Source organism: Streptomyces sp. NPDC126510 (genome assembly GCF_040302345.1).
Classification (GTDB): domain Bacteria; phylum Actinomycetota; class Actinomycetes; order Streptomycetales; family Streptomycetaceae; genus Streptomyces.
The window spans coordinates 25,625-39,116 of record NZ_JBEORR010000038.1 but is presented as its reverse complement, the minus strand read 5'-3'; the positions used below and the strand labels follow the sequence as shown (position 1 = coordinate 39,116).

The following is a 13,492-nucleotide window of genomic DNA, read 5'->3' as shown; positions in this document are numbered from 1 at the left end:
GCCCTAGGGGCGCGGCGCTGTACCGATGTGCGGCACCCGCCTCGTGGACGCGACAAGCCACAACCGACCCGCACGGACACTCGACGAGGAGAGCACGTGCCTCAGGACGCTTACGACTACGACGTCATCGTCGTGGGTTCCGGCTTCGGCGGCTCGGTGACCGCCCTGCGCCTCACGGAGAAGGGCTACCGCGTAGGCGTCCTGGAGGCCGGCCGCCGCTTCACCCGCGAGAGCCTGCCCAGGAACTCCTGGGACCTCAAGAACTACCTCTGGGCCCCGAAACTCGGTATGTACGGCATCCAGCGCATCCATCTGCTGGGCAACGTCATGGTCCTGGCCGGCGCGGGTGTCGGCGGCGGCTCCCTCAACTACGCCAACACCCTGTACGTCCCGCCGAAGCCGTTCTTCGAGGACCCCCAGTGGCGTGACATCACCGACTGGCAGGACGAGCTGGCGCCGTACTACGACCAGGCCCGGCGCATGCTCGGCGTACGGCTCAACCCGACCATGACCCCGTCGGACGTCCATCTGAAGGCGGCGGCGGAGCGGATGGGGTGCGGCGACTCCTTCCACATGGCTCCGGTCGGTGTCTTCTTCGGTGACGGCGAGGACGCCGACGGCACGGTGAAGGCGAAACCGGGCCAGGAGGTGTCCGACCCGTACTTCGGCGGGGCGGGGCCGGCTCGAAGAGCCTGCGCCGAGTGCGGGGAGTGCATGACCGGCTGTCGGCACGGCGCGAAGAACACCCTCAACGAGAACTACCTGCACCTCGCCGAGAAGGCCGGCGCGGTCGTCCACCCCATGACGACGGTCGTCTCGGTCACCGACGACTCGCGCGGCGGCTACGCCGTCGCCACCCTGCCCACCGACGACCGCGGCAGGAAGAAGGGCCGCACCTTCACGGCCCGCCGGGTCGTCCTGGCCGCCGGCACCTACGGCACCCAGACCCTGCTGCACCGCATGAAGGCGGGCGGCCAACTGCCGTACCTGTCGGACCGGCTGGGCGAGCTGACCCGCACCAACTCCGAGGCCCTGGTCGGCGCCCAGACCGACGACCGGCGCTACCGCAAGGCGCACGGCGCGCCGAAGGCCGACTTCACGCGGGGCGTGGCCATCACGTCCTCCATCCACCCCGACGCCGACACCCACATCGAGCCGGTCCGCTACGGCAAGGGCTCCAACTCGATGGGCGGCCTGTCCATCCTGCAGGTCCCCTACGCCGGGACGGACCCGGGCCCGTCACGGGTCCTGGGCTTCCTCGCCCACGCGGCGAGACACCCCTTGCTGGTGCTGCGCTCCCTGTCCAACCGCCGCTGGTCGGAGCGGACCATCATCGGCCTGGTCATGCAGTCGCTGGACAACTCCCTGACGACGTACATGAAGCCGTCGGGCATCGGCCGCGGCCTGCTCACCGCCCGCCAGGGCCACGGCGCCCCCAACCCCAAGCAGATCAAGGCCGCGACGGAGGGCGCGTCGGCACTGGCCGCGGAGATCAACGGCTTCGCGGGCTCCAACGTCGGCGAACTGATGGGCACCCCGCTCACCGCCCACTTCCTGGGCGGCTGCCCCATCGGAGACTCCCGCGAGTCCGGCGTGATCGACCCGTACCACCGCCTCTACGGCCACCCCGGTATCTCGGTCGTCGACGGGGCGGCGGTCTCCGCCAACCTGGGCGTCAACCCGTCCCTCACCATCACCGCCCAGGCCGAGCGGGCGATGTCGTACTGGCCCAACAAGGGCGAGACCGACCCGCGCCCGAAGCAGGGCACGGCCTACGAGCGGCTCCAGCCGGTCGAGCCGAAGTCACCGACGGTTCCGGCGGAGGCGTTCGGCGCGCTGCGGCTGCCGTTCCTCGGCATGCCGGCGGTCCCGGCGAAAACCGAGCGGCAGAGCTGAGCGGCAGCTCTGAAACGGCCAAGTCGAGCGGCAGCGCCGAACGGCAAGGCTGAGCGGCGGCGCTGAGCGAAGCGGCGCTGAACGGCAGCCGGACGCAGAAGAGGGACCTGCGCCCCCCTCCGAGCGCAGGTCCCTCTTCCGCTTGGTGCTGCGGCCTGTCGGCCGCTGTGGCTTACGCCTGGGCGCCGGCCTTGCGGCGACGGACCACGAAGATCGCGCCGGCACCGGCGACGACCGCGGCACCGCCGACGAGGCTGATCATCGGCAGGGCGGAGCTGGAGCCGGTCTCGGCGAGGCTGCCGGTGACCTCCGGCGTGTTGCCGCTCGGCTTGGAGTCGGTGACGGGCGCCTTGCCGCCTTCCTGCGGCTTGGTGCCGTCGGTGTCCGTGCCGGAGGAGACGATCTGGAACTTGTACGACACGTCGCCGAAGCCGGTGCACTCGGCGTCGTTGTCGCCGTAGATCGTCGCGCCGAGCGAGAAGCCGGCGCCGACCGGGGCGGACTTGCTGACGTTGAGGCGCAGCGGGATGTCGACCTCGTAGTCGGGCTTCAGCTCATCGGTGTAGCCGACGTAACCGACCGCGTAGCCGCCCTCGTTGAGGTCGACCCAGGTCTTGTCCGCGGGGTCCCAGGCCTGCAGCTGGACCTGCTTGCTGGTGAACAGCTCCTCGCCGTTCTTGTCGGGGGAGGCCCCGGCGAAGAAGTCGAGGTCGTTCAGGGTGGAGTCGGAGTTGTTGAGCACGTTCAGCGAGAACTTGTGCCAGCCGCTGCCCGCCGCGATCTTGCCGGGCAGGCCGGAGATGCTGACGTCGACCTTGGTGTCCTCGCACACCGAGGGCTCGGGGTCCGGGGACTCCGACTCCTCCGGCTCGGAGGCGCTCGGCGCCGGGGAGGACTCGCTCGCGGACGCGCTCGGCGAGCTGGACGTCTCGGGAGCGGACTCGCTCGCGGACGTGCTCGGAGCCGGCGTGGTGGTCTCGGCGGGCGTGGACTCGGAAGCGGAAGGCGAGGCCGACGTCTCGGGAGCGGACTCGCTCACGGAGGCACTCGGCGTAGGCGTGGTTTCGTCGGTCGCGTACGCGGCCGGTGCCGCGAGCAGTGCCACCGGGGCTATGACCGCCGTAGCGGCCGCTGCTGCCATGGCGCGGCGAAGCTTCATGAAGACCTCGGAGAGTCCGGCGTACCGCGGGAGGCGGCACGAACGTTGGGGGAGGCCTCCGCGTGTGGGGCGCGGGAGTGGCCCTTGGTTCGGCAGGTTTGATCCGTGAAACCTGTGAATGGTTGTGCTGGCATTCACAGAATTTTTATGTGGGCTGAGTCACATCCAAGACCTGCTTGTGAAGGCGCTTGCCACCCGCTTAGATCTTGACTTCGTGTCAGAAAAACCGTCCGACGACCAGTCGTCGGCCTCCGGGCTCCCCGACGACGTCTGGGAGCAGTTCGCCCGCGACACCGAGCGGGACATCCGCTCCTCCGCTCCGAAGGAGCCGTCCGCGCGCGCCCGCATGGTGACCGAGCGGTTGCGCGAACAGGACGCCCGGGGTGAGTCGCCTCCCGGGTGGCGCACCGGCCCGACGAACGGCCGGGCATCCCCGCGCCGCAAGCTGTGGGCCGTGCTCGGTGTGGCCGTCGCGGCGGCCGTCGTGCTGGTGGCGCTGAAGCCTTCGCTGCTGCCCGGCGACCCCTTCGGCACCGGGGGGTCCCAGGCCGCCGACGCCTCGCCACTGCCCGCGGAGACGGCTGCGCCGACCGCCGCGCCCGGCGCGTCGGATCCGGAAAAACCCACCCTGGACCGGCCGTTCGCCGGCTCCCCGGCCCTGCGCTGGGCCGAGGGCGAGGCCGGCATCGTCCTGCCCGAGGCGAAAGCCGTCGGCCCGGTGTCCGAGGACCGGGTGCGGCAGGCGCTGAAGATGACGAAGAAACTGCTGGTGGCGGCCAACCTCGACCCGAAGACGGTGCGCGGGGCACGTCCCGCGGCCGCGCTCTCCCTGCTCGACCCCAAGCAGCCCGAGCTCTTCGACGAACTGAACACCGGGCTGCGCTCCCCGAGCAGGGAGCACGACCCGGTGACGCTGTTCAGCCGCTTCGACCCCGACGAGGTCCGGCCCGCCGGCGACGTGATCAAGGTCCGCGGGCGTATGACGTTCGAGAAGGGCTCGCAGGGAGGCGTGGCGGTGCGCGCCGACTACACCTTCGTCTACCCCGTCGTGCGGGCCGACGGCCCTCCCGAGGTCACCCGCACGATCGTGCGCAGAGTCCTCGACGTCGAACTCGCCGACCCGGCCCGCTACCGGGTCACGCCGGGCCGGCTGCTGCTCGTGAAGTACGACCAGGAGATAGGCAACTCCTCCTGCGACCTCTACGACGGTTACCTGCACCCGGGGTTCCCGTCGAGCCCGTCCGCGGGGCCTACCCCGAGCGGCCCGGCGACGGACCCCTACGACCGGAGCAGGGGCATCGACCACGGCGACGGCGGCCACTGCGGGACAGTGACCCGCACCTGACGGGACGGACCCGCGCCCGACGGGTGCCCGGGCAGAGCGAAGGGCCCCGCGGGGTGGAGCCGCGGGGCCCTTCTTCTCGTCAGCACCGACGTCAGGGCTGCGCCGGTGCCGGGAAGCGGCGCCGGGGGGTCGCGCCGCTGGTCCGTACCTCTGGCAGTGGGGCAATGCGGGTGTCCGCGGGGGGACTTGGACTATGTACGCATCGTGCTGGATGAACGCGGCGCCCGCAACCGTTTGACCCAGACTTGTGCATTTATGCAAGGTCCGCCGGTCGGCCCCGGGCGTCCCCGGAGCCGACCGTTCTCATGGGTGACCGGGCTGCTGTCCCCTGCCGTCCGGTCACTTCCCTGGAGCGAGGTCCCACGACACACGGCACGATCCGTGCGTCTCATCGCCCCAGTGAGCCACGCGTGGTTCTTTCGGGCCCGCCCCTGGCTGGCACGGACACCGGGACCAACGACGTGGTGCGGGGGCGGTCACGCGCCGTACGGGTGAGGGGGATGCGTACGTCTGTCCCGGGAACAGGGGCCCGGTCCTCAGGGGCCTCAGATCTTGCCGCGGCACAGCTCCAGCAGGGTCATCGCGAGCGCGGTGCCCGGCTTGCCCAGCGCCTCCCTGTAGTGGCCGAGGACGTCCATCTCGCGGGAGAGGTTCACACGCCGGCCGCCGGAGGCGATCCGTGCCTCCTGGATGACGGCGGAGACGGCCACCCGTTCCTGGATCAGGCCGATGATCCGGTCGTCGAGCGCGTCGATCCGCTCGCGGGCGCCGGTGATCACGTCGGCGGCCTCGGGGGTGCGGGCGCCGGTCACGTCGCCGGCGGTCGTGTCGATGGCGGTCATGGGGGGCTCCTCGTCGTCGGGGGGCTGCCCCGGGGCGGCACGGCCCGGACGACGACAGACGCCCCGGGCCTTGTCGGCCCGGGGCGCCTGGGAAGTCGCTTGTCAGTGGCTCAAGCAGCACGACCATGGCGTCCGGCGGGCCGGATGCCATAGGTAAAGACGAACGTCTGCTGCTTGAACATGGGGCCAGTATGCACCGCCGCAGAGGGCCGTCCAAGCCGGTTCGCATCCTGAGACGGGGTGGTCGTCCGGCACACGGAAGGAGCCCGGCGGCCCCCCGGTAGAATCGGTGGCACAAGACCCCCGCCCCACCGCCGGAAGGCACCCCGTGTCATCAGCGACTCCCGCTGCCAACGCCGCCGACACCGTCCTGGTCGTCGACTTCGGCGCGCAGTACGCCCAGCTCATCGCCCGTCGTGTCCGCGAGGCGCGGGTCTACAGCGAGATCGTGCCGAGCACCATGCCGGTCGCGGAGATGCTCGCGAAGAACCCCGCGGCGATCATTCTCTCCGGCGGCCCCTCGTCGGTCTACGCGGAGGGCGCGCCCAGCCTGGACCGCGAGATCTTCGAGGCCGGTGTCCCCGTCTTCGGCATGTGCTACGGCTTCCAGCTGATGGCGAGCGCCCTCGGCGGCACCGTCGACAACACCGGCGCCCGCGAGTACGGCCGCACCGACCTGCACGTCTCCAAGGTGTCCTCCACCCTCTTCGAGGGCACCCCCGCCGAGCAGCCCGTCTGGATGTCGCACGGCGACGCCTGCTCCGCCGCCCCCGAGGGCTTCTCCGTCACGGCCTCCACGGACGTCGTACCGGTCGCCGCCTTCGAGAACGACGAGAAGAAGCTCTACGGCGTCCAGTACCACCCCGAGGTGATGCACTCCACGCACGGACAGCAGGTGCTGGAGCACTTCCTGTACCGGGGCGCGGGGCTCACGCCGAACTGGACGACCGGCAACGTCATCGAGGAGCAGGTCGCCGCGATCCGCGAGCAGGTCGGTGACCGGCGCGCCATCTGCGGCCTGTCCGGCGGCGTGGACTCCGCGGTCGCCGCGGCCCTCGTCCAAAAGGCCATCGGCTCCCAGCTGACCTGCGTGTACGTCGACCACGGCCTGATGCGCAAGGGCGAGACCGAGCAGGTCGAGAAGGACTTCGTGGCCGTGACCGGCGTCCAGCTCAAGGTCGTGGACGCCGAGGAGCGGTTCCTCAAGGCGCTGGCCGGGGTCTCCGACCCCGAGGAGAAGCGGAAGATCATCGGCCGCGAGTTCATCCGGGTCTTCGAGCAGGCCCAGGCCGAGATCATCGCCGATGAGGGCCCGGCCGTGGAGTTCCTCGTGCAGGGCACGCTCTACCCGGACGTCGTCGAGTCCGGCGGCGGCACCGGCACGGCCAACATCAAGTCCCACCACAACGTGGGCGGCCTGCCCGAGGACCTCGAGTTCCAGCTGATCGAGCCGCTGCGCAAGCTGTTCAAGGACGAGGTCCGCATGGTCGGGCAGGAGCTCGGCCTGCCGGAGGAGATCGTCCAGCGCCAGCCGTTCCCCGGCCCCGGCCTCGGCATCCGCATCGTCGGCGAGGTCACCAAGGAGCGCCTGGACCTGCTGCGCGAGGCCGACGCCATCGCCCGCGAGGAGCTCACCGCGGCCGGCCTCGACCGTGACATCTGGCAGTGCCCGGTGGTCCTGCTCGCCGACGTCCGCTCCGTCGGCGTCCAGGGCGACGGCCGCACCTACGGTCACCCCATCGTGCTGCGCCCCGTCTCGTCCGAGGACGCCATGACGGCCGACTGGTCGCGTCTGCCGTACGAGGTCCTCGCCCGGATCTCCACGCGGATCACCAACGAGGTCAAGGACGTCAACCGGGTCGTCCTCGACGTGACCTCGAAGCCGCCGGGCACCATCGAGTGGGAGTGATCCCCGGCCCCTAGGTGCGCTTGATGGTGCGCAGGGGAGCGCCGGGCGTCCAGACCTGGACGACGAGGTACGTGTCGTCCTCGACGTAGGTCCGTACGACCTCCGTCAGCTCGGTACGGAAGAGGTGGAACGGCTCCGGCGGTTCCACCTCTTCGACGTATCCGGCCTTGGTCTCCACGTCGTCGACCTCGATCGCCCGGCCGCTGACCCTGACGTCGCCGCCGCCCATGCCCGTGCCCTCCCCGGGGTTCGCCTGGAGCGCGAAGCGCGGGTCGCGGCGCAGGTCGAGGGCCTTGATCGAGTCCGGCATCATGCCGAGCCACAGTTCGCCGTTCAGGAACCGCACCTCCAGGCCGCTGGTGCGGGGCGAACCATCCTTACGGAGGGAGGCGAGGACGTGGTGCGTATAGGCGCCGAAACGCTTCTCGACGGTGTCGGCCAGACCAGGTTCGGCCGCGGCGAAAGCCGCCCAGTTCGCTGTCATGGGAAGAGTGTCGCGCCGAATCCCGACATCCTCTGTCGGCTATTCGTGGGGTGCGGGAGCCAGGGGGCACACGTATGGGCACAGGGTGCTCACAGGGGCGCTCGTGGCATCTTCACGAACCGCTTCTGTTCTTCCCGGCCTCACGGACGGTAATTTCCGCCCGTACGCAGAACCACTGCTGGAGGACCTATGCACGGGCCCACGCCGCCCCTGCCCCTGCCCACCGACCGGTTGCGGTTCGCCATGCCGCCGATGCACGAGTCGGTCGAGGACGAGCGCAAGCACCGCAAGGAACGGCTCGCGGGCGCCCTGAGGATCTTCGGGCGGCTCGGCTTCGAGGACGGCGTCTCCGGGCACATCACCGCCCGTGACCCGGAGTTCACCGACTGCTTCTGGGTCAACCCGTTCGGGATGCCCTTCCGGCACGTCACCGTGAGCGACCTCGTGCTCGCCAACCAGGACGGCCAGGTCGTCGAGGGCGGCTACCACGTCAACCAGGCGGCCTTCACCGTGCACGCCCAGGTCCACGCCGCCCGGCCGGACGTCGTCGCCGTCGCCCACTGCCACTCGGTGCACGGCAGGGCGCTCGCGGCCCTCGGCGAACTGCTGGAGCCGATCACCCAGGAGAGCTGCGCCTTCTACGAGGATCACGCCCTCTACGACACCTACACCGGCGTCTCCGTGGACGCCGAGGAGGGGCGGCGCATCGCGGCCGTGCTCGGCTCCCGCAAGGCACTCGTCCTGCGCAACCACGGGCTGCTGACCGTCGGCGACTCGGTGGACGCGGCGGCCTGGTGGTTCGTGTCGATGGAGCGTTCCTGCCAGGTGCAGCTGACGGCGCAGGCGGCGGGGCGGCCGGTCCGCATCGATCACCGGATGGCCGTGGCGACGCGGGAGCAGCTGGGCGGCGACCTGGTGGCCTGGATCAACTACCAGCCGATGTGGGAGGACGTCAGCCGGAGCGAGCCGGGCCTGCTGGCCTGAAGGCCATTTCCCGTGGCGGGTCCGCGGTAGCGGATGAGGGTGCGGGCGGCGATGCCGGCCGCACCCGCTCAGCCGGCCGACGTGTCCTGTGTCGCCTCGCGTGCTTCGGTGAGCGCTCGCTGCCCGACGCCGCCGAACAACTGAATCGTGGTGGCGGCCAGGATGTCGTCCCTGCCGATGGTCCGCCTGTCCCCCCTGCGGACGGACAGGGCCAGGAGGGAATCCTCGAGGGGTGGGGGTGGGGTCGTTTCGCCCGGTATCTCCAGGATGACCGTCCCGAATCGTTTGATCCCGCCCTCGCGGACGACCATGGCCGCGTCCCGGGCGAGGTCCGTCAGGAACGCGCTCGCGATTCCGTCCAGGTCGCGGACCATCACCGGGACGGCCGCCGCCCCCTGGCTCCGCAGCAACTTCTTGACCCCGGCCTCGAACCTGTGGGCGCCGACCACGGCACTCGGTTTGCGTGACCTGCTGCGCTTGCCGTGGAACGTCGGGCTGTGGCGGTACCACTCGCTCCCCACCTCGAGCTCGACGTTCCGGCCGATCGCCGAGAGAAGGTCCCCGGGAACCAGCTTCTTCCGGGCCTCCTGCGCCGCCGCTCTCCTCGCGCCGTCGATGATCTCCGTCATCAGGGTCCGCGTCACCGACGCGGCGGCCCATGCGGCCGACCGGGAGACATGCATCGGGGTCACGTCCCTGAACACCGCTTTCACGAGCGAAGGCTTGAACGGCGAGACATCCATGACCGAGGTGGTCTCGGGACCGGTGCGCTCAAGGCGTGCGGGCTGTGCGGTCATCGGAAGAAACGCTCCCTGTCGGCGGAGTTGTCAGAGGCCCACACTTCACCACGCAGACCCGCTCTCTTGTGCCCGGCAGCAGGTGCCGTCGGGCTGGATGATCCCGGGCATAGGGGAACCCTCACGGCGGGGTCAACAGGGCGCGCCGAACTTCACCCGTGTTGAGCAGGCCGAGCCGACGCGAACCGGCTGTGTACGGCACAATTCGGCTTCGTCGCACAGGAGTTGCGCAGCGGTGTTTCCGGCATCCGGAAGGCCGGCGGTGGTTGGATCGCGGGAAGGCGGGCGTCGGGCGTGGCGGTGCGGGAGGCGAGGCAGGGCGGCGCGGACGCGGGCGCCTGCGCCGAGGAGTACTCGGGTGGCCACAGCAGGGGTTACCCGGCTGGTCACCCGGTCGGGTCCGGGGACGGGCACCAGGGTGGGTGTGCCTGCGGGGACTGCCCGCACGGGGCGCGAGAGGGACATCGGCGGGCCGTGGCCGCGTTCCTGCGCCGACGGGACGAGTTCGCCGCAGGGCACGGACTGCCGGCCGCGGTGGCCCACTCCGCCTCGGCCACCCGCCAGTGGATCTCGGAGGAACTGGCCCAGTCCGCCGAGCAGGTCGCGGAGCGGGGGCGGGCCGAGGGGCAGGCCTGGCTGACCGGCCTGTGGCGGCGCACGGCGGGTGCGGTGGGGGCCGCCGTGGTGCTGTTGCTGCTCGGGCAGGCCCTCACGGCGGTCGGTACGGGCTGGACGGCGGCGCGTACGGCCGGACTGGCCGCCGCACTGGTGACGGCCTCGTCGCTGACCGCCGCGTCCTGGTTCCACCGGGCGAAGGGCGGGGTACTGGCGCCCCTGATCGGTGAGGACAACCGGCTGTCCACGTCCCGTACGGTCGCCGCGGCCTGGGTGCTCTTCGTGGCCTACTCGGTGCTCGTCCTCGCGGGCCGGCTGGCCGCCGCCTCCCGGCACCGGGAGCGGGACACGCTGCTCTCCGGGCTGGAACTCGCCCGCGGCGCCGGGGTCGTGACCGTGCTCGCCGTGGTGTGCGGGATCGCCGTGCTCGTGCGGAGGGTGGTCGGGCTGCGGGTGCTGGGCGGGCGGCTGCAGAAGGTGCGTGCCGACCGGCCACGGGCCGCCGACCTGCTGACCGACGACGCGGGGCGCGGCACCTTCGCCGACATCCAGTACGTCGCGATCAACGCGGTCGCCCTGGTCTTCGCGGCGGTACGGCTGGCCAGGCACCCGGAGCAGTTGCCCGATCTGCCGTGGGGACCGGCGGTGGTGGTGCTGGTGTCGGGCGCGACCTACCTGGCGGGCAAGTACGCGGAAGGCGGCCGGCCGGTCATCCTCTCCGTGGTCCGGTCCCGGGAGGCCGGTGACCTGGACGGTCCGATCCGCACCGGGGACGACATCGAGATCCGCGGCGCGGGGTTCGTGCCGCCGGGTGCACAGGGGGCCGACCGGCTGGCCCGGATGGTCGTGCGCGTGGGTGCGGTGCACGTCCACGTGCCGTTGGTGCCCGTGCCCGGCGGGTTCCGCAACCCCTCGGACACGCTGCTGACCGTGCCGGTGCCGGCGGACGTGGAACCGGGACGGGTGGAGGTGCAAGTGGTCACCGCGGCGGGGGTGGAGACCAACAGGTACGCGGTCGATGTGACGGAGTGAGGGGCGCCTGCCCTGAGGCGCCCCTCACCACGGCAGGGCGATCCGACAGTTCGCGCATGATTGAGCGCGGTCCGTTCGCCGTACGTATCGTCTGTTGAGGGGGTCTCGGCACCGGCGGGCGAGAGGCGGCCAGCAGGATGACTCACGGTATGCGAACGGACACGCACACCCCCCACTTCGGCGACGGGGGAGGCTGGCGGGACAACGCCACCCGTTACGCCCTCCTGCCACTGCGCGTCTTCCTCGGCGTCACCTTCATCTACGCCGGCCTGGACAAGCTCACCGACAGTGCCTTCATGCGGGACTCCGGTGCCGGCTCGATCGGCGACATGATGCGTGCCGTACGCGACTCCTCCGCCATTCCCGCCCTGGTCGACCTCTCCCTCAAGAGCCCCGTCGGTTTCGGCTACGCCATCGCCTTCGGAGAACTCGCCGTCGGTATCGGCACCCTGCTCGGCCTGCTCGCCCGTCTGGCCGCACTCGGCGGTGCGCTGATCTCCCTCAGCCTGTGGCTGACCGTGAGCTGGGCCTCCGACCCGTACTACTACGGCAACGACCTCGCCTACCTCATGGCCTGGACCCCGCTGATCCTGGCGGGCGCGCCCCTGCTGTCCCTCGACGCCGCGCTGCGGTCGCGACGACGGCGCCGCGGCGGCTACCACTAGGGGGCCGCTCACCGTCAGGCCGGGTCCGCGCCCGTACGGCCTGCCCGGCGGTGCCGGCGCACGAGACCCGTCAGGAGCGCCACCGCACCCGCCAGGCACAGCCCGCCCGCGACGAGGGGGATCGCCACGAACCAGGGGGTCTGCCAGGCGCCCCCCGCGTCACCGGCGTAGAGCACGCCCGCCACCACGAGGACGGTGCCGGCGACCAGCTTCCCGGGCTGGAGTTCATGACGCAGCACGGGTCACCTCCGCCTGTCCCGCGCCGACCCGGAGTTCCAGGTCCACGGTGCCGGACTTCCCGGTGCCCCCGGCGGGGGAGAGGGTGATCTGCTTGTGCCGCCCAGGCCGCACGTCCACGTCCTTCGGGTCGTCGCCCGGCAACTGCAGGTCACCGACGCCCACCTCCACGTTCAGCCGCACGGTCACGTCGTCGGGCACCAGCACCCTGACCTTGCCCATGCCGACCTCCGCCCGCGTCGTGACCGTCTGCTTCCCGGACACGTCCAGCCGGCTGAGGTCCAGGGTGCCGACGCCGGTGCCCAGGTCGTAGCGCTCGCGTACGTCCGTCACCGTGGCGGGCTGCCAGGTGGTGCGCACCCAGTTCGTGTCGACGCTCTTGGGCAGGGCCGCCGCGCCGGCCAGCAGACCGGCCGTGATGATCGCCAGGAAGACCGACCCCGCGCCGGTCCGGCCCAGGAAGGCGCTGACGGCTATGCCCAAGCCCAGAACCGCGAGCGCACAGGACAGGCCCGTCTGCAGGCTGGTGCCGAGCGGATGCCCGTCCCAGGTGAGGCTCGTGCCCAGAGCTCCGGCGAGCAGGGCCAGCAGGAAGATCCAGCCGCCGATCCAGCGGGGGCCGCGTGGCCGGGAGCGCTCGGCGGGTACCTCACGGGCGCGCGGCCGGATGCCGAGGCCGATGTTGACGGCCGCGGCGGCATCCAGGTCGCGGGTGTCGCGCGGGCCCCACAGGTAGCCCGTGCCGCCGATGTGGGTGCCGTCCTTGACGATGGGGTCGCGCCACCAGGAGGGGCTGGTCAGGAACACCGGCGGTGCCTGAGGCTCCGGCGGGGCGTCGGCGACGGCCTGGGCGGCCAGAGGATCGGGGCTCGGGGCACCGCGCTGGCGCGACCAGTACCCGGCACCCGCGAGGACGAGGGAGAGGACGACGGAGAAGGTCAGGACCCCGCCGTTGTTCAGCATGGTCAGGAACACCCCGCAGCCGACCAGCGCGAACAGCACGGCTGCCAGGGCCTGGCCGTCGACGCGGCCGGTGAGCAGCTTGCGGACCTCGTTCTCCTCGTCGTCGTAGGGGACGAAGAGCCAGGCGAAGCCGTAGAAGATGAGACCGAGGCCGCCCGCGGCGGAGAGCACGGCGAGGGTGATGCGGAAGATCACCGGATCCATGTCGCACTGCCGTCCGAGCCCGGCGCAGACGCCGGCCAGGGCCCTGTGCCGGCGGTCGCGGCGGAACGCGTGGGGCGGCCCGGGCGGGGCGGCTTCCTCGTCGGGGGCGGCCGTACCGGGTGCTCCTTCCTGTCCTGCCGCGCCCGCGCGCCCGGGTGCGGAGCCCGCGGCATCCTGCGGCCCCGCGCCCGGGGCGGGGCGCGGGCCGGAGCCGGGTCCCGGACCCGTCGCGGCGTGCTCGTGATCGGTCATGGGTCCATGGTGACGGGCGCGGCGGCGCGGCGGGAGTCGGAACGACCCTGGCCGGACCCTGATATCGGCCCTGAGGGGCGGCTCGGGAAGCGTTCGAGGGGCGGCCCG

At 71.6% G+C, this 13,492-nt stretch carries 12 protein-coding genes; 6 read left to right on the top strand and 6 right to left on the bottom strand.

All coding sequences use genetic code 11. The features are described from left to right. Positions 1-96: 96 nt before the first annotated feature. Complete coding sequence (locus ABTX60_RS36525) at positions 97-1,896, top strand: GMC family oxidoreductase N-terminal domain-containing protein (RefSeq protein WP_352101298.1); 1,800 nt, start codon at positions 97-99, stop codon at positions 1,894-1,896. A 172-nt stretch (positions 1,897-2,068) separates the two neighbouring features. Here ABTX60_RS36525 and ABTX60_RS36520 read toward each other — a convergent pair whose 3' ends face one another. After that, on the bottom strand, positions 2,069-3,055 hold the full coding sequence (locus ABTX60_RS36520) for an LAETG motif-containing sortase-dependent surface protein (protein WP_352101297.1): 987 nt from the start codon (positions 3,053-3,055) through the stop codon (positions 2,069-2,071). Between the two features lie 214 nt (positions 3,056-3,269). Here ABTX60_RS36520 and ABTX60_RS36515 point away from each other — a divergent pair, with 214 nt between their 5' ends. Beyond that, positions 3,270-4,400 (top strand): hypothetical protein, encoded by a 1,131-nt coding sequence (locus tag ABTX60_RS36515; RefSeq protein WP_352101296.1) that lies wholly within the window; start codon positions 3,270-3,272, stop codon positions 4,398-4,400. A 545-nt stretch (positions 4,401-4,945) separates the two neighbouring features. Here ABTX60_RS36515 and ABTX60_RS36510 read toward each other — a convergent pair. Next, positions 4,946-5,242, bottom strand: coding sequence for a chorismate mutase (locus tag ABTX60_RS36510; RefSeq protein ID WP_352101295.1), 297 nt, complete (start codon positions 5,240-5,242; stop codon positions 4,946-4,948). Positions 5,243-5,570: 328 nt separating this feature from the next. Between ABTX60_RS36510 and guaA the strand changes: the two genes are divergently transcribed. Next, positions 5,571-7,151: a glutamine-hydrolyzing GMP synthase gene (gene guaA, locus ABTX60_RS36505; RefSeq protein ID WP_352101294.1), complete on the top strand. Its 1,581-nt coding sequence runs from the start codon at positions 5,571-5,573 to the stop codon at positions 7,149-7,151. A gap of 10 nt (positions 7,152-7,161) precedes the next feature. Here the strand turns inward: guaA and ABTX60_RS36500 are convergent, their stop codons facing one another. Continuing rightward, complete coding sequence (locus tag ABTX60_RS36500; protein WP_352101293.1) at positions 7,162-7,635, bottom strand: pyridoxamine 5'-phosphate oxidase family protein; 474 nt, start codon at positions 7,633-7,635, stop codon at positions 7,162-7,164. 189 nt (positions 7,636-7,824) lie between these two features. Here ABTX60_RS36500 and ABTX60_RS36495 point away from each other — a divergent pair, with 189 nt between their 5' ends. Beyond that, positions 7,825-8,619 (top strand): class II aldolase/adducin family protein, encoded by a 795-nt coding sequence (locus ABTX60_RS36495; RefSeq protein WP_352101292.1) that lies wholly within the window; start codon positions 7,825-7,827, stop codon positions 8,617-8,619. 68 nt (positions 8,620-8,687) lie between these two features. On the opposite strand, the gene ABTX60_RS36490 is transcribed toward ABTX60_RS36495, so the two are convergent. Further along, positions 8,688-9,416 (bottom strand): hypothetical protein, encoded by a 729-nt coding sequence (locus ABTX60_RS36490; protein ID WP_352101291.1) that lies wholly within the window; start codon positions 9,414-9,416, stop codon positions 8,688-8,690. Between the two features lie 294 nt (positions 9,417-9,710). On the opposite strand from ABTX60_RS36490, the gene ABTX60_RS36485 reads away from it, so the two are divergent. Together ABTX60_RS36485 and ABTX60_RS36480 are read left to right on the top strand one after the other, a co-directional pair. After that, entirely contained in the window at positions 9,711-11,063 is a 1,353-nt protein-coding gene (locus ABTX60_RS36485) for a hypothetical protein (RefSeq protein ID WP_352101290.1), read from the top strand. 137 nt (positions 11,064-11,200) lie between these two features. After that, a complete protein-coding gene (locus ABTX60_RS36480) occupies positions 11,201-11,728 on the top strand; it encodes a DoxX family membrane protein (RefSeq protein WP_352101289.1) in 528 nt (175 codons plus the stop codon). A gap of 14 nt (positions 11,729-11,742) precedes the next feature. On the opposite strand, the gene ABTX60_RS36475 is transcribed toward ABTX60_RS36480, so the two are convergent. Both ABTX60_RS36475 and ABTX60_RS36470 read right to left on the bottom strand, forming a co-directional pair. Next, complete coding sequence (locus ABTX60_RS36475; protein ID WP_352101288.1) at positions 11,743-11,967, bottom strand: hypothetical protein; 225 nt, start codon at positions 11,965-11,967, stop codon at positions 11,743-11,745. Further along, positions 11,954-13,384, bottom strand: coding sequence for a PspC domain-containing protein (locus ABTX60_RS36470; RefSeq protein ID WP_352101287.1), 1,431 nt, complete (start codon positions 13,382-13,384; stop codon positions 11,954-11,956). The genes ABTX60_RS36475 and ABTX60_RS36470 overlap by 14 nt, the downstream gene beginning before the upstream one ends. Positions 13,385-13,492 lie beyond the last annotated feature (108 nt).

Excerpts from the sequence above, each read along its gene's own strand:
- ABTX60_RS36520 (WP_352101297.1), bottom strand. The coding sequence starts at position 3,055 with ATGAAGCTTCGCCGCGCCATGGCAGCAGCGGCCGCTACGGCGGTCATA.
- ABTX60_RS36510 (WP_352101295.1), bottom strand. The coding sequence starts at position 5,242 with ATGACCGCCATCGACACGACCGCCGGCGACGTGACCGGCGCCCGCACC.
- ABTX60_RS36500 (WP_352101293.1), bottom strand. The coding sequence starts at position 7,635 with ATGACAGCGAACTGGGCGGCTTTCGCCGCGGCCGAACCTGGTCTGGCC.
- ABTX60_RS36495 (WP_352101292.1), top strand. The coding sequence starts at position 7,825 with ATGCACGGGCCCACGCCGCCCCTGCCCCTGCCCACCGACCGGTTGCGG.
- ABTX60_RS36490 (WP_352101291.1), bottom strand. The coding sequence starts at position 9,416 with ATGACCGCACAGCCCGCACGCCTTGAGCGCACCGGTCCCGAGACCACC.
- ABTX60_RS36470 (WP_352101287.1), bottom strand. The coding sequence starts at position 13,384 with ATGACCGATCACGAGCACGCCGCGACGGGTCCGGGACCCGGCTCCGGC.
- ABTX60_RS36480 (WP_352101289.1), top strand. The coding sequence starts at position 11,201 with ATGACTCACGGTATGCGAACGGACACGCACACCCCCCACTTCGGCGAC.